Annotated in this window: 24 protein-coding genes; 17 read left to right on the top strand and 7 right to left on the bottom strand. The window is 58.1% G+C overall.

Annotation, left to right across the window (positions count from 1 at the left end; all coding sequences use genetic code 11):
• Positions 1–66 precede the first annotated feature (66 nt).
• The 5 genes from folD to ACOTWU_RS13645 all read left to right on the top strand — a co-directional run bounded on the left by folD (position 67) and on the right by ACOTWU_RS13645 (position 4,625).
• Positions 67–933, top strand: coding sequence for a bifunctional methylenetetrahydrofolate dehydrogenase/methenyltetrahydrofolate cyclohydrolase FolD (gene folD / locus ACOTWU_RS13665; RefSeq protein ID WP_006809817.1), 867 nt, complete (start codon positions 67–69; stop codon positions 931–933).
• Positions 934–935: 2 nt separating this feature from the next.
• Positions 936–1,148 carry a ribosome-associated protein YbcJ gene (ybcJ, locus tag ACOTWU_RS13660; RefSeq protein WP_015571224.1) on the top strand — a complete coding sequence of 71 codons (213 nt, stop codon included), beginning with the start codon at positions 936–938 and terminating at the stop codon, positions 1,146–1,148.
• Positions 1,149–1,430: 282 nt separating this feature from the next.
• The gene (locus ACOTWU_RS13655; protein ID WP_003858916.1) at positions 1,431–2,930 is read left to right on the top strand and encodes a PTS transporter subunit EIIC; all 1,500 of its coding nucleotides are present in this window, start codon (positions 1,431–1,433) and stop codon (positions 2,928–2,930) included.
• 83 nt (positions 2,931–3,013) lie between these two features.
• Positions 3,014–4,030, top strand: a complete 1,017-nt coding sequence (gene malI / locus ACOTWU_RS13650) for a Mal regulon transcriptional regulator MalI (protein WP_023303216.1) — start codon at positions 3,014–3,016, stop codon at positions 4,028–4,030.
• A gap of 73 nt (positions 4,031–4,103) precedes the next feature.
• Positions 4,104–4,625, top strand: coding sequence for a metal-dependent hydrolase (locus ACOTWU_RS13645; RefSeq protein WP_047731523.1), 522 nt, complete (start codon positions 4,104–4,106; stop codon positions 4,623–4,625).
• Between the two features lie 91 nt (positions 4,626–4,716).
• Here the strand turns inward: ACOTWU_RS13645 and cysS are convergent, their stop codons facing one another.
• Positions 4,717–6,102 carry a cysteine--tRNA ligase gene (cysS, locus tag ACOTWU_RS13640; protein WP_032647477.1) on the bottom strand — a complete coding sequence of 462 codons (1,386 nt, stop codon included), beginning with the start codon at positions 6,100–6,102 and terminating at the stop codon, positions 4,717–4,719.
• Between the two features lie 175 nt (positions 6,103–6,277).
• On the opposite strand from cysS, the gene ppiB reads away from it, so the two are divergent.
• The 5 genes from ppiB (at position 6,278) to mnmH (ending at position 10,346) form a co-directional block, all read left to right on the top strand.
• Positions 6,278–6,772: a peptidylprolyl isomerase B gene (gene ppiB, locus ACOTWU_RS13635; RefSeq protein ID WP_000256009.1), complete on the top strand. Its 495-nt coding sequence runs from the start codon at positions 6,278–6,280 to the stop codon at positions 6,770–6,772.
• A gap of 3 nt (positions 6,773–6,775) precedes the next feature.
• Positions 6,776–7,498, top strand: coding sequence for a UDP-2,3-diacylglucosamine diphosphatase (gene lpxH, locus ACOTWU_RS13630; RefSeq protein ID WP_023303214.1), 723 nt, complete (start codon positions 6,776–6,778; stop codon positions 7,496–7,498).
• A gap of 119 nt (positions 7,499–7,617) precedes the next feature.
• A complete protein-coding gene (purE, locus tag ACOTWU_RS13625; RefSeq protein WP_006809824.1) occupies positions 7,618–8,127 on the top strand; it encodes a 5-(carboxyamino)imidazole ribonucleotide mutase in 510 nt (169 codons plus the stop codon).
• Positions 8,124–9,191: a 5-(carboxyamino)imidazole ribonucleotide synthase gene (gene purK / locus ACOTWU_RS13620; RefSeq protein ID WP_003858922.1), complete on the top strand. Its 1,068-nt coding sequence runs from the start codon at positions 8,124–8,126 to the stop codon at positions 9,189–9,191. Before purE ends, purK begins: the two co-directional genes overlap by 4 nt.
• An 84-nt stretch (positions 9,192–9,275) precedes the next feature.
• On the top strand, positions 9,276–10,346 hold the full coding sequence (gene mnmH, locus ACOTWU_RS13615) for a tRNA 2-selenouridine(34) synthase MnmH (RefSeq protein ID WP_032671351.1): 1,071 nt from the start codon (positions 9,276–9,278) through the stop codon (positions 10,344–10,346).
• A gap of 125 nt (positions 10,347–10,471) precedes the next feature.
• Here the strand turns inward: mnmH and ACOTWU_RS13610 are convergent, their stop codons facing one another.
• From ACOTWU_RS13610 to ybbA, 3 genes are all read right to left on the bottom strand, one after another.
• Positions 10,472–11,617: a porin gene (locus ACOTWU_RS13610; RefSeq protein ID WP_017383228.1), complete on the bottom strand. Its 1,146-nt coding sequence runs from the start codon at positions 11,615–11,617 to the stop codon at positions 10,472–10,474.
• A 182-nt stretch (positions 11,618–11,799) separates the two neighbouring features.
• Positions 11,800–14,214 (bottom strand): putative ABC transporter permease subunit YbbP, encoded by a 2,415-nt coding sequence (gene ybbP / locus ACOTWU_RS13605; protein ID WP_040117276.1) that lies wholly within the window; start codon positions 14,212–14,214, stop codon positions 11,800–11,802.
• Positions 14,211–14,897 carry a putative ABC transporter ATP-binding protein YbbA gene (gene ybbA, locus ACOTWU_RS13600; RefSeq protein WP_017383226.1) on the bottom strand — a complete coding sequence of 229 codons (687 nt, stop codon included), beginning with the start codon at positions 14,895–14,897 and terminating at the stop codon, positions 14,211–14,213. Before ybbA ends, ybbP begins: the two co-directional genes overlap by 4 nt.
• Here ybbA and tesA point away from each other — a divergent pair.
• Genes tesA through ACOTWU_RS13585 form a run of 3 tightly spaced genes read left to right on the top strand, consistent with a single transcriptional unit; the run spans position 14,868 to position 17,203 of the window.
• Complete coding sequence (gene tesA, locus ACOTWU_RS13595; RefSeq protein ID WP_003858933.1) at positions 14,868–15,500, top strand: multifunctional acyl-CoA thioesterase I/protease I/lysophospholipase L1; 633 nt, start codon at positions 14,868–14,870, stop codon at positions 15,498–15,500. The two genes, ybbA and tesA, sit on opposite strands and share 30 nt — an antisense overlap.
• On the top strand, positions 15,481–16,290 hold the full coding sequence (locus ACOTWU_RS13590) for an SDR family oxidoreductase (protein ID WP_126499170.1): 810 nt from the start codon (positions 15,481–15,483) through the stop codon (positions 16,288–16,290). The genes tesA and ACOTWU_RS13590 overlap by 20 nt, the downstream gene beginning before the upstream one ends.
• Positions 16,291–16,348: 58 nt before the next feature.
• The gene (locus ACOTWU_RS13585) at positions 16,349–17,203 is read left to right on the top strand and encodes a co-chaperone YbbN (protein WP_017383224.1); all 855 of its coding nucleotides are present in this window, start codon (positions 16,349–16,351) and stop codon (positions 17,201–17,203) included.
• A gap of 51 nt (positions 17,204–17,254) precedes the next feature.
• Here ACOTWU_RS13585 and fetB read toward each other — a convergent pair whose 3' ends face one another.
• Together fetB and fetA are read right to left on the bottom strand one after the other, a co-directional pair.
• A complete protein-coding gene (gene fetB, locus ACOTWU_RS13580) occupies positions 17,255–18,037 on the bottom strand; it encodes an iron efflux ABC transporter permease subunit FetB (protein WP_017383223.1) in 783 nt (260 codons plus the stop codon).
• Entirely contained in the window at positions 18,030–18,701 is a 672-nt protein-coding gene (fetA, locus tag ACOTWU_RS13575; protein WP_015571235.1) for an iron efflux ABC transporter ATP-binding subunit FetA, read from the bottom strand. The genes fetB and fetA overlap by 8 nt, the downstream gene beginning before the upstream one ends.
• Positions 18,702–18,843: 142 nt before the next feature.
• On the opposite strand from fetA, the gene ACOTWU_RS13570 reads away from it, so the two are divergent.
• The 3 genes from ACOTWU_RS13570 (at position 18,844) to ACOTWU_RS13560 (ending at position 21,216) form a co-directional block, all read left to right on the top strand.
• A complete protein-coding gene (locus ACOTWU_RS13570; protein WP_015571236.1) occupies positions 18,844–19,698 on the top strand; it encodes a hypothetical protein in 855 nt (284 codons plus the stop codon).
• 154 nt (positions 19,699–19,852) lie between these two features.
• Positions 19,853–20,767, top strand: a complete 915-nt coding sequence (locus ACOTWU_RS13565) for an SPFH domain-containing protein (protein ID WP_003858941.1) — start codon at positions 19,853–19,855, stop codon at positions 20,765–20,767.
• Positions 20,764–21,216: an NfeD family protein gene (locus ACOTWU_RS13560; RefSeq protein WP_015571238.1), complete on the top strand. Its 453-nt coding sequence runs from the start codon at positions 20,764–20,766 to the stop codon at positions 21,214–21,216. The genes ACOTWU_RS13565 and ACOTWU_RS13560 overlap by 4 nt, the downstream gene beginning before the upstream one ends.
• Here ACOTWU_RS13560 and cueR read toward each other — a convergent pair.
• Positions 21,213–21,623 (bottom strand): Cu(I)-responsive transcriptional regulator, encoded by a 411-nt coding sequence (gene cueR, locus ACOTWU_RS13555; RefSeq protein ID WP_017383222.1) that lies wholly within the window; start codon positions 21,621–21,623, stop codon positions 21,213–21,215. The genes ACOTWU_RS13560 and cueR overlap by 4 nt on opposite strands.
• A gap of 108 nt (positions 21,624–21,731) precedes the next feature.
• Between cueR and copA the strand changes: the two genes are divergently transcribed.
• On the top strand, positions 21,732–24,230 hold the full coding sequence (gene copA / locus ACOTWU_RS13550; RefSeq protein WP_017694389.1) for a copper-exporting P-type ATPase CopA: 2,499 nt from the start codon (positions 21,732–21,734) through the stop codon (positions 24,228–24,230).
• The last annotated feature ends 44 nt before the right edge of the window (positions 24,231–24,274 follow it).

Genomic DNA, 24,274 nt, shown 5'->3' with positions numbered 1-24,274 from the left:
CGCTCGCTTCTGACAAAATACAGGCAATCCCTCCTTTCTAACGTTACAGACGGAATCTTCTCTCTGATGGCAGCAAAGATTATTGATGGTAAAACGATTGCGCAGCAGGTGCGCTCTGAGGTTGCGGAAAAAGTGAAGGCGCGTAAAGCCGCCGGATTTCGCGCCCCCGGGCTGGCCGTTGTGCTGGTTGGCAGCAACCCGGCTTCGCAAATTTATGTCGGCAGCAAACGCAAAGCGTGTGAAGAGGTGGGGTTCGTCTCCCGCTCTTACGATCTGCCGGAAACCACCAGCGAAGCGGAACTGCTGGAACTGATCGACACCCTGAATGCCGATAAAGAGATCGACGGCATCCTTGTTCAGCTGCCGCTACCTGCGGGCATTGACAACGTGAAGGTGCTGGAGCGCATCGCGCCAGACAAAGATGTTGACGGTTTCCATCCGTATAACGTAGGCCGACTGTGCCAGCGCGCGCCACGCCTGCGTCCGTGCACCCCGCGCGGCATCGTGACGCTGCTGGAGCGTTATAACATCGATACCTACGGCCTCAACGCCGTGGTGATTGGCGCCTCCAACATCGTGGGCCGCCCGATGAGCATGGAGCTGCTGCTGGCGGGCTGTACCACCACCGTTACCCACCGCTTCACTAAAAACCTGCGTCACCACGTCGAAAACGCCGATCTGCTGATCGTTGCGGTCGGCAAGCCGGGCTTTATTCCGGGCGAGTGGATCAAAGAGGGCGCAATCGTCGTGGACGTGGGTATTAACCGTCTGGAAAACGGCAAAGTGGTCGGCGACGTGGTGTATGAAGATGCCGCAGCGCGCGCATCCTATATTACTCCGGTCCCGGGCGGCGTAGGCCCGATGACGGTAGCAACACTGATTCAGAATACCTTGCAGGCGTGCGAGGAGTATCACGACGTAGAGGACGCGTAATCATGGCAACTTTTTCTTTAGGTAAACACCCGCACGTTGAGCTGTGCGATCTGCTGAAGCTGGAAGGCTGGAGCGAAAGCGGCGCGCAGGCGAAGATCGTCATCGCCGACGGGCAGGTAAAAGTAGACGGCTCGGTGGAAACCCGCAAGCGCTGCAAAATTGTCGCGGGTCAGACCGTGAGCTTCGCAGGACAGAGCGTGACCGTGACGGCCTGAGCTGTCTGATGCCCGGTGGCGCTGCGCTTACCGGGCCTACGTACTGTCTCCGTTTGTAGGCCGGGTAAGGCGAAGCCGCCACCCGGCAACTTCTCTCACAATCCCCTCACACCCATCACGGTTAATTATCGATCAACTTCAAATAATCACTATTCCCTCTGGCGAAATGTGAAAATTAAGTTGCGCGATTTTCAGACTTTCCCCACGATAAGTAGAACGTTCTACTAAAACGTTCTACTTAAAAATAACAGCGCGAAAAAGCGCTACTCGGGGGAAATCAGCATGAGCCTGATATCAGGGTTTGTTAAATCGCTGTCTAAGTTATCGATGATTGGTCGCGCCTTAATGCTGCCAATTTCACTGCTTCCCGCTGCGGGCCTGCTGCTGGCCTTCGGCGATAAGTTCCATCTGCCGCTGATGATGAACGCCGGCGGGGTTATCTTTGATAACCTGCCGATGCTGTTCGCCATCGGCTCTGCCGTCGGACTGGCTTCGGAATCCGGCATTGCCGCACTCTCTGCCGCGGTCTCCGTGTTTGTCACCAACATCACCATCAGCACCGTGCTGAGCATCACGCCGGAAATGGCCTCTCAGGGCGGCAAATACGCCATGGTCGTTGGCATTCCGACGTTGCAGATGGGCGTCTTTGGCGGCCTGATCTGCGGTATTCTTGCGGCCTGGTGTTACAACCGCTTCCACACCATGCAGCTGCCGGAGTTCCTCGGCTTCTTCTCCGGCAAGCGCTTTGTGGCGATTGCGACGGCGTTTCTGTCGTTCCTGCTCGGCCTGCTGCTGCCGTACGTCTGGCAGCATATTCAATCCGGGATCGACGCCCTGTCCGTGGTGGTAAACGGCGATAACCAGGCGGCCTCGACCTTTATCTTCGGGCTGGTGGAGCGCGCGTTGATCCCGCTCGGCCTGCACCATATCTGGTATCCCTCCTTCTGGTATTCGTTCGGGGATTACACTACCCAGGCGGGTCAGGTGATCCACGGTGACCAGACCATCTGGTTCAAGATGCTGGAAGAGGGAGTGAAATCCTTCAGCAGCGACACCTACCAGAACGCCGGGAAATTCATGCAGGGCGAGTTCCCGCTGATGCTGTTCGCACTGCCTGCGGCGTGTCTGGCGATGTACCACGAAGCGCACACGAAGAATAAGAAAATCGCGGCCGGTATTCTGTTCTCTGCGGCCCTCACCTGCTTCCTGACGGGCATCACTGAGCCGGTAGAGTTCACCTTTATCTTCGTGGCGCCGATCCTTTACGTCTTCAACGCCATTATGGCGGGCCTGGCGTACATGACCATGTACCTGCTGCATGCGCACATCGCCAAGTCGTTCTCGGCGGGCTTTATCGACTACCTGTCGTTCGGGATCCTGCCGTCGTTTAACGGCTATCAGACCAACTTCCTGAGCGCCATTATCATCGGCATTCCGATGGCATTGATCTACTACTTCACCTTCCGCTTCGTGATCCGTCGCTTCGACGTGAAAACGCCGGGCCGCACCGAAGTGACCGCCAGCGCGAATGACAAGTCCGATTCCGAACTTGCCACCGAAATCATCGGCCTGCTGGGCGGTGCGCAGAACATTGATTCCGTCGGCTCCTGCATCACGCGTCTGCGTCTGGAAGTGGCGAAGAGCGAAGCGGTGGACCGGGACGGGCTGAACGGGCTTGGCGCGCGCGGCGTGGTGTTCGTTGGCGATAACGGAATACAGGTGATTTTCGGGGCCAGAGCACAGTTTATCGCCCAGACCATGTCCACGATGATTGGCAAATAATAAGATGCCTGAAGGAGGCGTCTCCTGTACGCTGGGGGACGCCTCTTATCTGGCTGATAATCGGGAAATTTCAGGGAGCGGTTTTGAAGAAAGTCAGCATTATTGATGTCGCAAAGCATGCGGGCGTGTCGGTTTCTACCGTTTCGCTGGTGCTGCGCCAGAAAGGGAAGATCTCAGAGGCGACGATCGGGAAGGTCAATGCCGCCATCACAACGCTGGGCTATGTTCATAACGTCGCCGCTGCCAATCTTCGCGCCAACACCTCCAACTTAATCGGCCTGATCCTGCGCGACTTCAGCGACAGCTTTTCCATCAAGGTGATGGCGAGCATCGTTCAGGAGCTGGAGAAACAGGGTTATATGGTATTTCTCGGTCAGCCGCTGAACGACGGCGAACATCTTGAGCGTACCCTGCTCTCATTTAAGCAGCAGGGCGTGGCGGGCGTCATCTACCTGGCGTCGGACACCCGCGCCGCCTCTCTTCCGGAACACATTCGTCACTGCCCGCTGCCGCTTGTGGCGGTTTCGCAGTCGTTGCTGGAAGAGAAATGCAACCTGGTGATGCGCGATAACCGCCAGGCGGCGAACCTGGCCGCGCGTTATCTTATCGAGCGCGGGCACCGTAACATCGCCTACATTGGCGGGCGCGACGGGTGCCGTATCCGCGAGCAGCGCCTGCTTGGTTTTCGCAGCGCGATGACGCAGAGCGGCCTGGTCTGGCGTGAGGAATATTCTCCCGCCTGCACCGATGACACGCAGGCGGCGGCCATGGCGACTCGTCAGCTGCTGGAGAAGAACAACACGATTACCGCCCTGCTCTGCCATTCACCGGACGCGATGATCGGTTCAATCTCAGGTATTCACCAGGTGGGGCGCACGGTGGGTAAAGACGTGTTTTTAACCCAGCAGGTGGCGCTGATTGGTTTTGAAGATATGCTCCACGTTAATCTCACGTCGCCGTCACTGACTTACGTTTCGTCTGCCAGCGAAGAGACCGGCCGCCAGGCGGCAGGGCTGATGATCCGCAGGCTGAAAGAGCCGGATCTGCAAACGCAGCGCATTACCCTCTCCGGGCAGCTTATCGCGCGAGAATCGGCGTAAAATCAGAATTTAGCACAGGTTTGCTGCGGCGGATCTGCTGCTATATTCCCATGATTTGCCATGGATAAATGCAATGCCTACCATTATCACCCACGCTGCCGTACCTCTGTGTCTGGGCTTAGGGCTCGGAACCAAAGTCATCCCACCCCGCCTGCTGTTTGCCGGGATCGTCCTCGCCATGCTGCCCGATGCCGACGTACTGGCGTTTAAATTCGGTGTTGCCTACGGAAATATTTTCGGCCATCGCGGTTTCACTCATTCGCTACTGTTTGCCCTGGTGGTGCCGATACTCTGCGTGCTGGCAGGCCGACGTTGGTTCAGGGCCAGCCTGACGCGGTGCTGGCTGTTTTTAACCGTGTCATTGCTGTCGCACAGCCTGCTGGATTCAATAACGACAGGCGGGAAAGGCGTCGGCTGGCTGTGGCCCTGGTCAGATGAGCGCTTCTTTGCGCCGTGGCAGGTGATCAAGGTCGCGCCGTTTGCGCTGTCGCGCTACGCCACGCCCTACGGGCATGAGGTCATTATCTCGGAACTGCTGTGGGTGTGGCTGCCGGGGATGGTGCTGATGGGGTTGCTGTGGTGGAGGCGGAGGTAAAAGAAAAGCCGGGTGGCGGCTACGCCTTACCCGGCCTACGGTCGTGATTTTGTAGGCCCGGTAAGCGTTAGCGCCACCGGGCGTTACGGACCTACTTACGACGCCAGGTGGTTCCCTGCGGGCCGTCTTCCAGAATAATGCCCATCTCGGTCAGACGGTTACGCGCCGCATCCGCCGCCGCCCAGTCTTTCGCCTGACGCGCTTCGAGACGCGCTTTGATCAGTGCTTCAATTTCCGCCACTTCACCGTCGTCCGCCTGCGCGCCGCTTTGCAGGAACAGGTCCGGCTCCTGCTCCAGCAGGCCGAGCACGGAAGAGAGCTTACGCAGATGAGACGCCAGCGCATTGGCCGCCGCCATATCTTCTGACTTCAGGCGGTTCACCTCACGCGCCATGTCGAACAGCACGGAGTAGGCTTCCGGGGTGTTGAAGTCGTCGTTCATGACCTCAACGAAGCGGGCCTCGAACGCCTCACCGCCTGCGGCCGGAACAGATTTATCGGTGCCGCGCAAGGCGGTATACAGACGCTCCAGCGCAGCGCGAGCCTGCTTCAGGTTCTCTTCGCTGTAGTTCAGCTGGCTGCGATAGTGGCCAGACATCAGGAAGTAGCGCACGGTTTCCGCGTCGTAATACTTCAGCACGTCGCGCACGGTGAAGAAGTTACCCAGCGATTTCGACATCTTCTCGCGGTCAACCATCACCATCCCGGAGTGCATCCAGTAGTTCACGTACTCGCCGCCGTGTGCACAGGTGGACTGCGCGATTTCGTTTTCATGGTGCGGGAACATCAGATCCGAACCGCCGCCATGGATGTCGAAATGGTTGCCCAGCTGCTTGCAGTTCATCGCGGAACATTCAATGTGCCAGCCCGGACGCCCTTCGCCCCACGGGGATGGCCAGCTCGGTTCGCCCGCTTTGGACATCTTCCACAGCACGAAGTCCATCGGATTGCGCTTCACGTCAACCACGTCCACGCGCGCACCGGCCTGGAGCTGGTCCAGATCCTGGCGGGAAAGCGCACCGTAGGTTGGGTCCGTCGGCACCGAGAACATCACGTCGCCGTTGTCCGCCACATAGGCGTGACCACGCTCGATCAGCGTTTGGGTGATATCAATGATTTCATGGATATGGTGGGTCGCACGCGGCTCGCTGTCCGGGCGCAGAATATTTAAGGCATCAAAATCCTTGTGCATTTCGGCGATCATGCGATCCACCAGCGCGACAAAGCTTTCGCCATTTTCATTAGCACGTTTAATGATTTTGTCGTCGATGTCGGTGATGTTGCGCACGTACTTCAGGTTATAGCCCAGGAAGCGCAGGTAGCGTGACACCACGTCGAACGCGACAAAGGTACGGCCATGGCCGATATGACAGAGATCGTAAACCGTAATACCACACACGTACATGCCGACTTCCCCGGCATGGATAGGTTTAAATTCCTCTTTTTGGCGCGTCATTGTATTAAAGATTTTTAACATCGAAGATTCCATGTAAACACGTGTGTGGATTGTTTGTTCCTTATAATACCCATAATTCGGAGTACGGTCAGCACACAATGCAAGGTGATCGTGTCCTGTGGTTATGCTATAACAAGCCCCTATATGTGACCCGAGCATGGGTCGACGCACCACAATAACGGAACAGGATGCAAAAATGGTTACTTTCCACACTAATCATGGCGATATCGTAATCAAAACCTTTGATGACAAAGCGCCTGAAACAGTTAAAAACTTCCTGGACTACTGCCGCGAAGGTTTCTACAACAACACTATTTTCCACCGTGTGATCAACGGCTTTATGATCCAGGGCGGCGGTTTCGAGCCTGGCATGCGCCAGAAAGAGACGAAAGAAGCGATCAAAAACGAAGCGAACAACGGCCTGAAAAACACCCGTGGTACGCTGGCAATGGCCCGTACTCAGGCGCCACACTCTGCGACCGCACAGTTCTTCATCAACGTAGCGGACAACGACTTCCTGAACTTCTCTGGCGAAAGTCTGCAAGGCTGGGGCTACTGCGTATTCGCAGAAGTGGTTGAAGGGATGGACGTGGTCGACAAGATCAAAGCCGTTTCTACTGGCCGCAGCGGTATGCACCAGGACGTTCCTAAAGAAGACGTTGTGATCACAAGCGTGACCGTCAGCGAGTAATTCGTGGCGACACTCTTTATTGCGGATCTGCATCTGCAAACAGAAGAACCGGCGATAACCGCCGGTTTTCTGCGTTTTTTACGCGGTGAAGCGAAAAGCGCCGACGCGCTGTACATTCTGGGCGACCTGTTTGAGGCCTGGATTGGCGACGACGATCCGAACCCGCTGCACCGTGAGATGGCGGCGGCCATTAAAGCACTGGTGGATTCCGGCGTCCCCTGCTATTTCATTCACGGCAACCGTGATTTCCTGATCGGCCAGCGCTACGCCCGCGAGAGCGGTATGACGCTGCTGCCGGAAGAGCAGGTGCTCAACCTCTATGGCCGCAATATTCTGATCATGCACGGCGACACGCTCTGCACTGACGATACCGGCTACCTGGCGTTTCGCGCCAAAGTTCACACCCCGTGGATCCAGAAAGTGTTCCTCGCCCTGCCGCTGTTTATCCGCAACCGCATCGCCGCCAGAATGCGCGCGGGCAGCAAGGCCGCCAACAGCAGCAAATCGATGACCATCATGGACGTCAATCCGCAGGCGGTGGTGAAGGTGATGGAGAAGCATCGCGTTCAGTGGCTGATCCACGGCCATACCCATCGTCCCGATGTGCATTCCCTTATCGCCAACGGCGAGCCCGCCCATCGCGTGGTTTTAGGCGCCTGGCACAGCGAAGGATCGATGGTCAAAGTTACGCCGGAAGGTGTCGAACTGATCGCCTTCCCGTTTTAACGCCTCCCCGTCTTTTCGCTCATTTCCCGACCACGCAACCGTTTTCCTTGCCGGTATTACATGCTATTCTCTGTGCCCTCGAAAGCAGTGTGTTCCGCACCACAGGAGTTTTAAGACGCATGTCTTCCCGCAATAATCCGGCGCGTGTCGCCATCGTGATGGGGTCCAAAAGCGACTGGGCTACCATGCAGTTCGCCGCCGAAATCTTTGAAATCCTGAATGTTCCGCACCACGTCGAAGTGGTTTCCGCGCACCGTACGCCGGATAAACTGTTCAGCTTCGCCGAAAGCGCCGAAGAGAACGGTTACGAGGTGATCATTGCCGGTGCGGGCGGCGCAGCACATCTGCCGGGCATGATTGCCGCCAAAACGCTGGTGCCGGTACTGGGTGTTCCCGTGCAAAGCGCCGCGTTAAGCGGGGTGGATAGCCTTTACTCTATCGTCCAGATGCCGCGCGGTATTCCTGTCGGTACCCTGGCGATTGGTAAAGCAGGTGCGGCAAATGCCGCCCTGCTGGCCGCGCAGATCCTGGCGACGCATGATAAAGATTTGCACCAGCGTCTGGCGGAGTGGCGTAAAGCCCAGACCGATGAGGTGCTGGATAACCCGGATCCGCGGGGTGCAGCATGAAGCAGGTTTGCGTTCTTGGTAATGGTCAGCTTGGCCGGATGCTACGTCAGGCCGGTGAGCCGCTGGGTATTGCCGTCTGGCCCGTCGGGCTGGATGCCGAGCCGGAAGCCGTGCCGTTCCATCAGAGCGTGATCACCGCCGAAATTGAACGCTGGCCGGAAACCGCCCTGACCCGCGAGCTGGCGCGCCATAACGCCTTTGTGAACCGCGACGTCTTCCCGATCATTGCCGACCGTCTCACGCAAAAACAGCTTTTCGACAAGCTCGGCCTCGCGACCGCGCCGTGGCAGCTGCTTTCCGATAAGCGCGAGTGGGATGACGTGTTTGCGATGCTGGGAGACCTGGCGATTGTGAAGCGTCGCGTCGGCGGCTACGACGGCCGCGGGCAGTGGCGCCTGCGCGCGAACGACACCGCCGAGCTGCCGGACGACTGCTACGGCGAGTGCATTGTTGAGCAGGGCATTAACTTTAGCGGTGAAGTGTCGCTGGTTGGCGCGCGCGGGCATGACGGGCACACCGTTTTTTACCCGCTAACGCATAACCTGCATCAGGACGGGATTCTGCGCACCAGCGTCGCCTTCCCGCAGGCCAATGCTGACCAGCAGGCGCAGGCGGAAGAGATGCTCTCTGCCATCATGCATGAGCTGGGCTATGTGGGCGTGATGGCGATGGAGTGTTTCGTCACGCCGTCGGGTCTGCTGATCAACGAACTTGCGCCGCGCGTGCACAACAGCGGCCACTGGACGCAAAACGGCGCCTCCATCAGCCAGTTCGAGCTGCACCTGCGCGCCATCACCGATCTGCCGCTGCCGCAGCCGGTGGTGACCAGCCCGTCGGTGATGATCAACCTGATCGGCACCGATCTGAACTACAACTGGCTGAAGCTGCCGCTGGTGCACCTGCACTGGTACGACAAAGAGGTGCGTCCGGGGCGTAAGGTCGGCCATCTGAACCTGAACGATACCGACACGGACCGCCTGAGCGCCACGCTGGAAGCGATTGTTCCCCTGCTGCCGCCAGAATATGCGAGCGGTATTGTCTGGGCGCAGTCAAAACTGAAGTAAGTATCCCTCGCCGGGGAGTTGACCTTCCCCTTCCCCGGCGTACAATCCCCGCCCATTGCTGCTCAGTTTTCTTCTGGAACCACCATGAACGATGGAACGGACTATCGCGCGATCCTCGCGTCCGATACCCCTTTAATCGACGTTCGCGCGCCGATCGAATTTGCCCAGGGTGCGATGCCCGCCGCACTCAACCTGCCCTTAATGAACGACGACGAGCGTGCCGCCGTCGGCACCTGCTATAAACGCCAGGGTCCGGACGCCGCGCTGGCGCTCGGCCATAGCCTGGTCAACGGCGAGACGCGCGAGGCGCGCATCAGCGCCTGGCGGGAAGCCAGCCTTGCCCATCCTGAGGGCTACCTTTGCTGCGCGCGCGGTGGCCAGCGCTCACACATCTCCCAGGCCTGGCTGAAAGAGGCGGGCATCGACTACCCGCTGATCCGCGGCGGCTATAAGGCCCTGCGTCAGACGGCGATTCAGGTGACCATTGAGCAGTCACAAAAGCCGATGGTGCTTATCGGCGGCTGCACCGGTAACGGGAAAACGCTGCTGGTGAAGCAGCATGCGCAGGGCATCGATCTGGAAGGGCTGGCGCACCATCGCGGCTCGTCGTTTGGCCGCACGCTCACCCCGCAGCTTTCTCAGGCGAGCTTCGAGAATCACCTTGCGGTTGAGCTATTGAAAAAAGACGCCGCGCGCTGGGTGCTTGAAGACGAGGGCCGGATGATTGGCTCTAACCACCTGCCGGAGTGCCTGCGCGACCGCATGGCTGAAGCGCCTGTCGTAGTGGTCGAGGATCCGTTTGAGATCCGTCTTGAGCGCCTGCGCGAAGAGTATTTCGTCCACATGTGGGCCGACTTTTCTGCCGCCTACGGTGAAGAGGCGGGCTGGAAAGCGTACAGCGAATATCTGCATCACGGCCTGTACGCCATTCGTCGCCGTCTGGGGCTGCAACGCTTTGCGGAATTTACCGCCCTGCTGGATGCCGCGCTTGTCGAGCAACAGCGTACTGGCAGCACTGACGCGCACTTCAGCTGGCTTGTGCCGTTGCTGAAGGACTATTACGACCCGATGTACGGCTATCAGCTGGAGAAAAAGGCGGAGAAGATTGTGTATCGCGGGACGTACGAAGAAATTGCTGAGTGGCTCGATCGCTGAAAAATAAAGCCGGGTGGCGAGGTAAAAGCAAAACGGCAACCTGGGTTGCCGTTTTTAATGTTTTTTCCCTCTCCCCGTGGGAGAGGGTCAGGGTGAGGGCATCAGGCCGCACCCTACATGACAACTTAGAAGTCGTAACGCAGACGCACCAGGTTCATATCGCCCAGGTTGTCGGTGCTGGAGGTGAACACGTGTTCGTAATCCACGCGGAAACCGTAATCCAGCTGGAAGCTGATACCCACACCGTTGTCGATGCGCTGGTAGTTACGGCCATTCACGTACTCAATACGGTCGCCCATGAAGTACGGCTGGATGGATTTCACCGCATACTGACCAACCGGGAACTTGTAACCCGCAAAGTATTCAATACCCCATGCATCACCGGCGAAGTAGTCGTTAACGGACACTTTTTTGGTGGTCAGGAAGTTCTGATACCAGCCGCCGCCTGCGGAGAAGGTCCAGTTATCCGGCGTCCAGCTCAGGGCGGTACCAAGGATATTCTGGTCGTAGGATTTGCTGTCGCCGTTGTCCGGGTTACGCATGTCCGCGCGGGTGTAGTTCCACGCTGCGCCCCAGGTCAGATCGGTAGTCAGGTGATAATCGATACCCAGTGAACCGCCGCCTTTACGTTTGTAACGCAGGCCGTTGCCCGGCAGGTATTCGCTGTCTTCAAACAGGTAAGAGGCGTAGATGTCAGCATCGCCCACGGTTTTCTTGTACTTCAGCATCTGGCGTGAACGGTAAGAGCCGTCATAGTCGCCGTTGATCCCGTTACCTGGCGCCTGACCAATCATGTCGTAGTCCCAGATATCGGTTTTTGCGCCCACTACGTCATAGTACACGCTGTTCTGCTGGCCGAAGGTCAGCGTACCCCAGGTGTCGCTCTTCAGACCGGTGTAGAGCATACGACGAGAGGTGTCGTGCGCGCCGTCGGCGTAGTGATGATCCCAGTTGAACTGCGCCGGAATGTTCACACCCAGCTCGTAGTAGCTGATCCAGCTGATGTCATCGAACAGGTAGTAATCCGCAGCGAAACGGAAGCGGGTGCCGCCGTCAAAGCCGTTGCGCTTGTAGCTGTTTTTGCCGTCATCACCGGTCATATTCTGGAACTGAGGACGGATGCTGCCGCCAACGGTGAAGTTCAGGCGGCTCAGCGGGTTACCCGCCTGCGGATCCTGTTTCAGAAGGGTGATTTCCGCCTGAGAAGCGAAAGAAGCTAATGCCACTGCTGCGCCGATCGTTGTCGCCAGCGCTGTTTTTCTTATAGTCATTCTTTTTCCTTGATAGACACGCTGCTAAATATTTAGCTGGTGAATATTAACCGGAAAAATTCGGGCTGTGTGGGCGGGTTTTTAATGTTTTGTGCTACTAAATGCAGGGGCATTAACGATTTGTGCCGTTAAGCGATGACGCACCAGCAGAAATGCCGGTGCGTCATCATCACGTCAGTAAACTAGCTGACAAACTGGCGGAATAGCGCTTTACCTTTCAACAGCCGGGTTCCGAGCCAGCCGCCGCACAGGGACAGCAGCACGGCGCCGCAGACGGGCAGCGTGAGCCACAGCCGCCAGTCGGGCTCCCACGGGAAGTCGAAGACTTTGCTCTGGAGTACCGCCAGCGCGGTTTCCGCCCCGATGGCCGCCACCAGGCCCGCCACCAGACCGAGCAGGGCAAATTCGCTCCACAGCGTGGCGCGCAGCAGCCGTTTACTGGCTCCCAGCGTGCGGTAGACCACCAGCTCCTGATGACGCTGACGCATGCCCACCTGCACCTGCGCCAGCAGCAACAGCACGCCGCAGACGGTCACCAGCACTACCATCACCTCCAGCGCGCGGCTCACCTGCTCCAGCACCTGCCCGACCTGTTTGAGGATCGCGCCGATATCCAGCAGGCTCACCGTCGGAAATTCCCGGTTAAGCTGCGTCAGCATGCCGTTGCCGTTTTCCCAGCGGAAGCTGGTGAGCCAGCTCTGGGGCTGTCCGTCCAGCGCACCCGGCGGGAAGATGAAGAAGAAGTTTGGTCGCAGGCTTTCCCAGTCCACTTTACGCAGGCTGGTAACTTTGGCGGTGAAATCCTGGGTATCACCGGTGAAGGTCACGCTGTCGCCGAGGTTCACGTTCAGGCGTGTCGCCAGCCCCTCCTCCATCGACACTTCCCCCGCTTTCGGCGGCCAGGTGCCGGCAACGATCGGGTTATGGTCCGGACGTTTCGCCTGCCAGGTCAGGTTGAGTTCGCGATTGAGCGATTCATCCTTATTTCCCTCCGTCGACTGGCCGTTGATCTGCGTCAGGCGGGCGCGCACGATCGGATAGAACGATTCCGGAATAATGTGATGCTCAGACAGGAAACCCTTCAGCGGCGTCACCTGTTCGGGAGCAATGTTGATCAGGAAATAGTTCGGGCTTTCCGGCGGAAGCTGTTGCTGCCAGCGATCCAGCAGATCCCCGCGCAGCACCAGCAGAAGCGCCAGCAGCATAAACGACAGCGAAAATGCCGAGAGCTGGCTGAGGGTAGACCACGGCTGGTGCAGCAGTCGGTTAACCGCTAACCGTATGGGGAGTGATTTAACTGTCAGCTTTCTCAGGACATTAAGCAGTATCCAGCCCACTACGCCGCACAGCAGCGCCAGCACCACCGCGCCCGCCAGCACCGCCCACAGCAGCTTACTGCCGCCCATCAGCCAGGCCAACAGCCCGACCGCCACCGCAATAATCACCGGCAGATAGAACTTCAGCGGCCAGACGCTGGCCACCACATCGCGGCGCAGCACGCGCAGCGGCTGGGTGGCGAGCAGCAGCCGGTACGGGCGTAACCCCACCAGCAGGGAGATCGTCGTCATCGCGCCGATGGCCCACAGCCACGGCCAGAGGCTGGCAGGCGGTAATGCGGCGGGCAATACCGGTTTGAGCAGCACCATCAGCAGCTTTTCAAACAGCAGCCCTATCGCCCCGCCGGTCAGAGCCGACAGCGCCAGCACCATCAGCCACTGGCCGACAATCAGCTTGCGCAGCTGCGCGCGGCCCGCGCCGAGGGTTTTGAGGATCGCCACCAGATCGTAACGGCTGCGACAGTAGTGCCCCATCGCCACGGCAACCGCCGCAATGGCAAGCAGCAAGGTTAACAGCGCCGACAGCAGCAGGAACTGCTGGGAACGTTCGAGGGATTTGCCGAGCGCCCCGTCATCCTGCTCCAGCCCGTACCAGCGGTGTTCCGGCTTGAGCTGCGGCAGGAGCCATTTTTCGTACGCCTCCAGCTGCGCAGGCGTCCCGCCAAACTTATACCGCCAGGTGACACGGCTTCCCGGCTGGACGGCGTTGGTTTTCGCCACATCAGCGCTGTTCATCAGCAGGCGCGGCGCAAGCTGGAACGGATTAAATCCAGAGTCGGGCTCCTGCACCACTTCCCCGGCAATTTTGAGTGTCGCGTCGCCGACGTCGATACTGTCGCCGGGTTTCAGGTTCAGCAGCGCCATCAGTCGCGATGCCAGCAGGACCGTACCGGCCGTCGGTTTTAGCCCCGGCGGGCTGGTTTGTAAGTCACCGTACATCGGGTAGATGTCATCCACGGCTTTTACGCTTGCAAGCTGCGGCGTGTCGCCCGCAAAGGTCATAGTCTGAAAGGTGATCTGCTCCCCTACCTTCAGCCCCTCTTTGCGCGCTTCCTCAATCCAGCCCGGCGGCACGGGGCGAGAACTTTGCAGAGCCCGGTCCCCGGCCATAAATTCCCGACTCTGCTGGCTAAGCCCTTTCTCCATACGATCGCTGACGCTACCGAGCGCCAGCACGCAGGCCACCGCCAGGCTCAACGCCAGCCAGACAATCAGCAGCGAGGGCGAGCGCCACTCGCGCCAGAACCAGCGGGCAATCATGCTTCCTCCTGAAGAATACCGTTCACCAGCCGCAGGCGGCGGTCGCAGCGGGCGGCCAGCTGCGGATCGTGGGTAACCAGAATCAGCGTGGTGCCGTGCTCGCGGTTGAGGGAAAACAGCAGATCGGCAATTTTGTCCCCGGTTTTACGGTCGAGATTGCCCGTTGGCTCATCGGCAAACAGCACTTCCGGGCGGCCGTTAAACGCCCGGGCCAGCGCCACGCGCTGCTGCTCACCGCCGGAAAGCTGTGCCGGAAGGTGGTCGAGACGTTTGCCCAGCCCCAGCTGTTCCAGCAACGCCTTCGCGTGATCGCGGCTTTCACGAGTATTGTCACCGCGCAGCAGGCCGGGCAGCTCAACGTTTTCCAGCGCGTTCAGCGTCGGGATCAGCATGAATGACTGAAAGACAAACCCGATATGCCGGGCACGCAGCGCGGCGCGGGCCTCTTCATCAAGCGCGTGGAGGGGCTGGCCGACCAGGTTCACTTCCCCACTGCTGCCATCGTCCAGACCGGCGAGAATGGCCAGCAGCGTGGACTTACCGGAACCGGATTCACCAATCAGGGCGATGGTTTCGGCACGTTTGACAACGAGTTCAACTCCGGTGAGGATGGAAAGCTCGTGTTCTCCCTGACCGACGGACTTCTTAAGACGATGAACTTCAACAATGTTTTCCGCTGGCATTTGCCCTTCCTGTTTTTGATGCTGATGACCTTCCGCGCGGCGGCTGCGGACACGTTATTGATTCTGGGCGACAGCCTGAGTGCGGGCTATCGTATGGCCGCCAGTGCGGCCTGGCCCGCCCTGCTCAATGATAAATGGCAGTCCCGGGCGTCTGTCGTGAACGGCAGCATCAGCGGCGATACGTCGCAGCAAGGCTTATCGCGCCTGCCTGCCCTGCTTAAGCAGCATCAACCGCGTTGGGTGCTGGTTGAACTGGGCGGTAATGATGGTTTGCGCGGCTTCCAGCCTCAGCAAACGGAGCAAACGCTGCGGACCATTTTGCAGACCATTAAGGCCGCCAATGCCCAGCCGCTGCTGATGCAAATTCGCCTGCCCGCCAACTACGGCCGTCGGTATAATGAGGCGTTTAGCGCGATCTATCCTAAGCTTGCCAAAGAGTTTGATATTCCGCTGCTGCCATTTTTCATGGAAGAGGTCTATCTGAAACCCCAGTGGATGCAGGATGATGGCATTCACCCCAATCGCGATGCCCAGCCGTTCATTGCCGACTGGATGGCAACCCGGCTGGCTCCTTTAGTAAAACATGACTCGTCAAACAGCTGAGAACCTGACAGGTAAAGTTATGCAAAAATCGGTCTTAATAACAGGATGTTCCAGCGGAATTGGCCTTGAAAGCGCCCTTGAACTGAAACGTCAGGGGTTTTGGGTACTGGCAGCCTGCCGCAAACCCGAGGATGTCGAACGCATGCGAGGGCTGGGATTTACCGGCATTCTGCTGGATCTCGATTCGGCAGAGAGCGTAGAGCAGGCCGCCGATGAGGTTATCGCCCTGACCAACAACCGTCTTTACGGTCTCTTCAACAATGCGGGCTACGGCGTGTACGGCCCGCTACAGACTCTCTCACGGGAACAGCTGGAGCAGCAGTTCTCCGCAAACTTTTTCGGGGCGCATCAGCTTACCATGCGCCTTCTCCCCGCCATGCTGCCGCACGGCGAAGGGCGCATCGTGATGACCTCCTCGGTCATGGGCCTGATCTCCACGCCGGGCCGCGGGGCTTACGCCGCCAGCAAATATGCGCTTGAAGCCTGGTCCGATGCGTTGCGCATGGAGCTGCGCCACAGCGGTATTAAGGTCAGCTTGATTGAACCGGGCCCGATCCGCACCCGCTTTACGGAAAACGTTAACCAGACGCAGGCGGACAAACCGGTCGAAAACCCCGGCATCGCGGCGCGTTTTACGCTTGGGCCAGAAGCCGTCGTTGCCAAAGTGCGCCACGCGTTTGAGAGCGATACCCCTAAAATGCGCTATCCGGTCACGCTGGTAACCCATGCCGTCGGCTGGTTGAAACGCCTGCTGCCGGGGCGGATGATGGACAAAATTTTGCAGGGTTGAGTTGAAGCGACGACGCTTACCCCCATGTAAAGAGTAAACCGATAAAAGAGAATGCCGCATGTCCGTACAGAATATCGTCAACATAACTGAAGCTAACCTGCAACAGACGCTCGAACAGTCAATGATTAAACCGGTGCTGTTCTACTTCTGGTCTGAACGCAGCCAACACTGCCTGCAACTGACGCCGGTCCTGGAAAGCCTTGCCGCGCAGTACAACGGTCAGTTCATTCTGGCGAAGCTGGATTGTGACGCCGAACCGATGGTGGCTTCCCAGTTTGGCCTGCGCGCGATCCCAACCGTCTACCTGTTCCAGAACGGTCAGCCGGTGGATGGCTTCCAGGGGCCGCAGCCGGAAGAGGCGATCCGCGCCCTGCTGGATAAAGTTCTGCCGCGCGAAGAAGAGCTGAAAGCGCAGGAAGCCATGGCGCTGATGCAGGAAGGTAAGTACGACGAGGCGCTGCCGCTGTTAAAAGACGCGTGGCAACTGTCGAACCAGAACAGCCAGATTGGTCTGCTGCTGGCAGAGACCCAGATTGCGCTGCACCGCCCTGAAGACGCGGAAGCCGTGCTGAAAACGGTGCCGATGCAGGATCAGGATACCCGTTATCAGGGTCTGGTGGCGCAGATTGACCTGCTGAAACAGGCGGCCGATACCCCTGAAATTCAACAGCTTCAGCAGCAGGTTGCGGACAACCCGCAGGATGCCGCGCTGGCAAGCCAGCTGGCGCTTCAGCTTCATCAGGTGGGGCGTAACGAAGAGGCGCTGGAGCTGCTGTTTAGCCATCTTCAGAAGGACCTGGGCGCCGCAGACGGACAGGCGCGGAAGATGTTCCAGGAGATCCTGGCCGCGCTGGGTACCGGTGACGCGCTGGCGTCGAAATATCGTCGTCAGCTGTACGCGTTGCTCTACTAGTAAAAAAATGCCCGGTGGCGCTAACGCTTACCGGGCCTACAAAAGCCGATATTACCCCGTCTTTTTCAACTGCGTCACCACCAGCTGGTGGCGCGCGTTGTAAAACTTCCGATAGGTCAGGTAGCAGGCAATGATGGTGGACAGGCTCGCCGTAGAGAGCAGCATAAACGTCACCATAATCTGGTACTTAATCGCTTTTACCGGATCGATACCGGCAAAAATCAGCCCCGACATCATGCCCGGCAGGCTCACCAGACCCACCGTTTTGGCGGAATCCACCGTTGGGATCAGCGAAGAGCGAATGCTGTCGCGGATCAACCGCGCAGAGGCCACCTTCGGCGTCGCGCCCAGGCTTAGCTTCTCCTGAAGCTGCTGCTGTTCACTGCTGAACCGTTGCCCCAGATTGTTGTAGCACAACCCGACCGCCACCATCGCATTGCCCGCAATCATCCCGGAAATGGGGATCACCTGCATCGGCGTAAATTCTATCGAGCCGGAGAGTACCAGTACCGCCAGCGTTAACGCGGTCCCGGTAGTGATGGCGATCAACGACGAAATGAACGCTTTATCGATGTATTTACTGCGTTTCTGCGCGTTCCATGCCGCGTTAAAGCAGATAAACAGCACCATCAACAGGGTCAGCACGGCATGATTGACGTTGAAGATGTATTTCAGCACATAGCCGACGATGATGAGCTGAATGACCGCGCGGGCGATACTCCAAAGAATATCTTTTTCCAGCCCCAGCTTTTCCCGGTAGCTGACCACAATCGCCACCAGCACCAGGACCATCGACAGCGCCAGCGATTCGTTGGTTATGTTATGTTCACCCACGATGAGCCTCCTCCATTTTCCCGCCCTGCGGCCTGAGCGTGATGACATCATCCGCATGGGTAATTTCATTTGAATCATGCGTCACCCACAGCACGGCAATATTCTGCTCCCGGGCGTAGCGATGGATAATGTCATTGACGTTGCGCTTGTTAGCGTCATCCAGCGCGCTGGTGATTTCGTCCAGCAACAGCGCCTTCGGCAAGAATTGCAGGTTACGGATCAGCGAGACGCGCTGCTTTTCCCCTCCCGACAGTTCGGCGATCGATTTGGTCAGCGTCTCCGGCGAAAGCCCGAACCGAGTCAGATCGTCGGTAAACTTTTTTGGATCAGGCGTTTGGTTGCGGATGTGCCAGGGGAAAACCAGATTGTCGTACACCGTGTCGCCAAACAGGGACGGCGTTTGCACGCAGTATGACACCTGCTGGCGATAGCTTTCCGGTGAAAGCGTGGCGATATCTTTTCCTGCAAACAGGATGGTTCCCTCCGTTGGGCTCAGTAGCGAAGCCACGATTTTCAGGAGGGTGCTTTTGCCGCAGCCGGAGGGGCCAGTTATCAGTTTAAATTCGCCCGGAGAGAGACAAAAATCAACGTGCTGAAGGATGGTGTTATCACCCACACGAAAGCCAACATCCCTGATATCCAGAAGATTTTTTTTATTATTCATTCCGATTCCATTAACCGCTGTAATAAGAACAGCCTTTAGCATAATCCTTTCCGCTACGCAGCGCGAATAGCCTTAACCTATAGCAAGTGTTAAACTTTTTGCTCGCTAATTGTCACCTCTATAACTACAGGAAGTCAGCAACATGACACATATCTTTTATGAGTTCTCTTCCCTGAAGCCTGGTGTTCCTGATGTGGAAACATTAATGGAAGTCATCAATTCTTCTGAACTCACGCGTTTTGTCATGGGTGCAGAGGTGGTCGATTTTGTTAAGAAGGCGCTCATCGTTAACACCACAATCGGTAGCTTTAAAAACTGCTATTTTGCTTTCGATGATGGGGCTTACTTTCTCGAGTTTGACGGCAAGGGTAAATCCAGACGCTTTACTGAGGTGCCGGACTGGTTCGTTTCCCCCGCGGAATTTGCCCGCTCGCAATGGCTGATTAACCATGATCTGGCCGATGTGAAGGCGACGGCGTTTATTGACGTGCTGATGTCCTATCCGCTTAAAGAGCGCCGGGCGCACTGCAATCTGCTGTTTGGTCTGGATCTGCATAAGGTCAATGTGGTTCCGGCGCCTACAGCCCCTGCCGGAAAAATGGGCAATAAAAACGGAAAAACCACCAAGCCTCGCGTCACAGACCTCGGCTCTTTTGAGCTTTTTACCGCGTTCTTTGCGCGTATGAAAACCGCCGTCAATGCTAATGAATTCCCTACCCTACAGGTGCTGACCGGCCAGGAGGATCTTACAAAAGCGCCGCACAGCTTAAAGCAAGGGATCAGAACCTGGTTTAAAGCGATTACCGGCGATCTGCCGCCGAACAACAAACGTGTCGGGGCGGGCAATGCGGTATTGTTCTGCGCTCCCGTTCGCGAGCAGATCCAGCAGATAGAGGCCATCGGCCTGGAAAAATACTATCAGGGCTTATCAAAAGCCATCGCTGACGCCGGGGATGGGTTTATCACCGACTTCAGCTATACCTGGTCTGAAAAGTAACGTTTTGCGCCCCGCATTCCGAACGGGGCGTTTTATTTCTGCCAGTCCGGTTCCCACCTCTTTACAGGGGCGAAATCCTGTTCGTTAGCCGATATACTTACGTTCAACAAATACGCAGTTTTTCTCGTTACGGCATGCAAAACAGGAGGTTTTTATGCTCATCGTTGTTCCTGTCCTTATATTCGTTGCGCTGGTTATCGTGGGCGCAGGCGTCAAAATTGTCCCGCAGGGTTACCAGTGGACCGTCGAACGCTTCGGTCGCTACACCAATACTCTTCAGCCGGGTTTAAGCCTGATCGTCCCGTTCATGGACAGAATTGGGCGTAAGATCAATATGATGGAGCAGGTGCTGGATATCCCTTCCCAGGAAGTCATCTCCAAGGATAACGCCAACGTCACCATCGATGCGGTGTGCTTTATTCAGGTGATTGATGCGCCGAAAGCGGCCTATGAGGTGAGCAACCTGGAGCTGGCGATCGTCAACCTGACCATGACCAACATCCGTACCGTGCTTGGCTCAATGGAGCTGGACGAAATGCTCTCCCAGCGCGACAGCATAAATACCCGCCTGCTGCACATTGTGGATGAAGCCACCAATCCGTGGGGGATCAAAGTGACCCGCATTGAGATCCGCGACGTGCGCCCACCGGCAGAGCTGATTGCTTCCATGAACGCGCAGATGAAGGCCGAGCGTACCAAGCGTGCCTATATTCTTGAAGCCGAAGGGGTGCGTCAGGCTGAAATCCTGAAAGCGGAAGGGGAAAAACAGTCGCAGATCCTGAAAGCCGAGGGCGACCGTCAGTCAGCCTTCCTCCAGGCGGAAGCGCGTGAACGTTCGGCAGAAGCGGAAGCCCGCGCGACGCAAATGGTCTCCGAGGCGATTGCCGCCGGGGATATCCAGGCCGTGAACTACTTCGTCGCGCAAAAATATACCGATGCGCTGAAGGAGATCGGCTCCGCGAACAACAGCAAGGTGGTAATGATGCCGCTGGATGCCAGCAGTCTGATGGGATCTATCGCCGGAATTGCCGAGTTGATCAAAGACGGCGGAAACGAGCGTAAAAAATGATTGAGCTCATCGTTGCACATCCTCATGCGTTCTGGCTAAGCCTTGGCGGTTTACTGCTGGCCGCCGAGATGCTTGGCGGCAACGGTTATCTGCTGTGGAGCGGGGTTGCCGCGGTGATTACCGGGCTGGTCGTCTGGCTGCTGCCTGTCGGCTGGGAGTGGCAGGGCGCGCTGTTTGCCGTGCTGACGCTGCTGGCCGCCTGGCTGTGGTGGCGCTGGCTGAACAAACGGGTGAAGGCGCAGAAGCCGGTCGACGCGCACCTCAACCAGCGTGGGCAGCAGATCGTGGGTAGACGCTTTACGCTTGATAACGCGCTGATCAACGGACGCGGTCATATGCGCGTGGGGGACAGTTCGTGGCCGGTGGTGGCCGACGATGACCTCAGCGCCGGCACGCGGGTTGAGGTCATTGCGGTGGAAGGCATTACCCTGCGGGTTAAAGCCTGTTAGGCGTGGGTTTTACGGTGGCAGCAGCCGGAAAGATTGTCGATAATCGGGCACTCGGCGCTGTCATCTCCCGGGCAGGATTCTGCCAGCTGTAACAGTTGCTCACGCATCGCCTGTAATTCGATGATATGGCGTTCGATCTCCGCCACTTTTTCCAGCGTACGTTTTTTCACGTCGGCACTGTGGCGTTTCGGATCGTTAAACAGGTTAACCAGCTCGCCGCACTCTTCAAGGTTAAATCCTACCTGTCTTGCCTGGCGCAGTAACGTCAGTTCATCAAGATGCAGCTGCGTATAGCTGCGGTAGCCGTTTTCACTGCGCAACGGTGGCGTCACCAGCCCTTTTTCCTCATAAAAGCGAATCGCTTTGCTGGTTAAGCCGGTTTTTTTCGCAACATCGCTGATATTCACATTTCCCCCTTGACCTTCCCCTTGATGGAAGGTTTAACCTTCATAACAGTTAGCGAAAAGCAGAGTGAAGGTCAACAATTGACCAGAACATTATACGGGAGTTTTGTTATGTCTCACACTATTGACCTGACACTGGACGGCCTCTCCTGCGGCCACTGTGTCAAACGCGTTAAAGAAAGCCTGGAGCAGCGTCCTGACGTGGAAAGCGCTGAGGTGAGTATCGATCATGCCGCCGTGACCGGCAGCGCCAGCGCCGACGCGCTGATTGATACCATTAAACAGGCCGGTTACGGGGCGGAGTTAAGCCACCCAAAGGCTAAACCGCTGGCAGAGTCATCATCCCCGTCGGAAGCACTGACAGCGGCCACTCCTGAGCTTCCGGTAGCTGATGATATTGATGACAGCCAACAGCTGCTGATCAACGGCATGAGCTGCGCCAGCTGCGTCTCCCGGGTACAAAACGCCTTACAGGCGGTACCGGGCGTCGCACAGGCACGGGTAAACCTGGCGGAGCGTACTGCGCTGGTGATGGGCAGCGCCTCCGCCGCAGAGTTAGTGCAGGCCGTGGAGAAAGCGGGCTACGGGGCGGAGGCCATCGAAGATGATGCCGAGCGCCGCGAGCGCCAGCAGGAAACGGCTGTCGCCACTATGAAGCGTTTCCGCTGGCAGGCGATTGTCGCCCTGCTGGTCGGTATTCCGGTGATGGTGTGGGGCATGATGGGTGACAACATGATGGTCACCGCTGACAACCGCACCCTGTGGCTGGTGATTGGTCTGATTACCCTTGCGGTGATGGTGTTTGCTGGCGGACATTTCTATACCAGCGCCTGGAAGAGCCTGAAAAACCGCACCGCGACGATGGACACGCTGGTCGCGCTCGGTACCGGCGCGGCGTGGCTGTATTCGATGAGCGTGAACGTCTGGCCGCAGTGGTTCCCGATGGAGGCGCGCCATCTCTATTATGAAGCGAGTGCGATGATTATCGGTCTGATTAACTTAGGCCATATGCTCGAAGCCCGCGCGCGTCAGCGCTCGTCGAAAGCGCTGGAAAGATTACTCGATTTAACCCCGCCGACGGCCCGCGTGGTCACGGACGACGGGGAAAAAAGCGTTCCGCTCTCAGAGGTACAGCCGGGAATGACGCTGCGCCTGACCACCGGCGACCGCGTGCCCGTCGACGGTGAAATCACCCAGGGCGATGCCTGGCTGGATGAAGCGATGCTGACCGGCGAGCCGATACCCCAGCAGAAATCTCAGGGCGATGCGGTGCATGCGGGTACGGTGGTACAGGACGGCAGCGTACTGTTCCGCGCCAGCGCGGTCGGGAGCCATACCACGCTGTCACGCATCATTCGCATGGTCCGCCAGGCGCAGAGCAGTAAGCCGGAGATTGGTCAGCTTGCCGATAAAATCTCCGCCATTTTTGTGCCGGTGGTCGTCGGTATTGCCCTGCTGAGCGCGGCGATCTGGTATTTCTTCGGCCCGGCGCCGCAGATTGTCTACACCCTGGTGATCGCCACCACGGTGCTGATCATCGCCTGCCCTTGTGCCCTTGGCCTGGCCACGCCGATGTCGATTATCTCTGGCGTCGGACGCGCCGCCGAATTTGGCGTACTGGTCCGTGATGCTGACGCCCTGCAACGGGCAAGCACGCTGGACACCCTTGTCTTTGATAAAACCGGCACGCTCACCGAGGGCAAACCGCAGGTGGTGGCCGTCAGTACCGTTGGCTGTACGGAGACGGACGCCTTGCGCCTGGCCGCCGCGCTGGAACAAGGTTCCAGCCACCCGCTGGCGCGCGCTATCCTGGAGAAAGCCGGTGATGGCCGTCTGCCGCAGGTCAGCAACTTCCGCACCCTGCGCGGTTTAGGGGTCAGCGGTGAAGCCGAAGGCCATACGCTGCTGCTGGGCAACCAGGCACTGCTGACTGAACACGGCGTTGATACGTCCGCACTGGACGCAGAGCTAAACGCGCAGGCCTCTCAGGGCGCGACGCCGGTTCTGCTGGCGAGGGATGGTCAGGTGGCGGCGCTGCTGGCCGTGCGCGATCCGTTACGCCAGGACAGCGTAGATGCCTTACAGCGCCTGCACCGCGCGGGCTATCGTCTGGTGATGCTGACCGGGGACAACCCCACCACCGCCAACGCCATTGCGAAAGAAGCCGGTATTGATGAGGTGATCGCGGGCGTGCTGCCGGACGGCAAAGCGGACGCCATCAAGAACCTGCAAAGTCAGGGTCGCCAGGTGGCGATGGTGGGCGACGGCATTAACGACGCCCCGGCGCTGGCGCAGGCTGACGTAGGCATTGCGATGGGCGGCGGGAGCGATGTCGCCATTGAAACCGCGGCGATCACCCTGATGCGCCACAGCCTGATGGGGGTGGCGGATGCGCTGGCGATTTCGAAAGCCACGTTGCGCAACATGAAGCAGAACCTGCTGGGGGCCTTCGTCTATAACTCGCTCGGCATTCCGATTGCCGCCGGGATCTTGTGGCCGCTGACCGGTACCCTGCTGAACCCGGTTGTTGCGGGTGCGGCGATGGCGCTCTCTTCAATTACCGTGGTGAGCAACGCTAACCGTCTGCTGCGGTTTAAACCGAAGGATTGAACCTTGTACCCGTACGCGCTAGCATGAACCTTTCCGGTCATGGA

Origin of the sequence: Enterobacter cloacae complex sp. GYL001, from assembly GCF_049237125.1 — a bacterium.
Taxonomy (GTDB): domain Bacteria; phylum Pseudomonadota; class Gammaproteobacteria; order Enterobacterales; family Enterobacteriaceae; genus Enterobacter; species Enterobacter hormaechei_C.
Note: the sequence above shows the minus strand (reverse complement) of the source record. Positions and strands in the feature narration are given on the sequence as shown.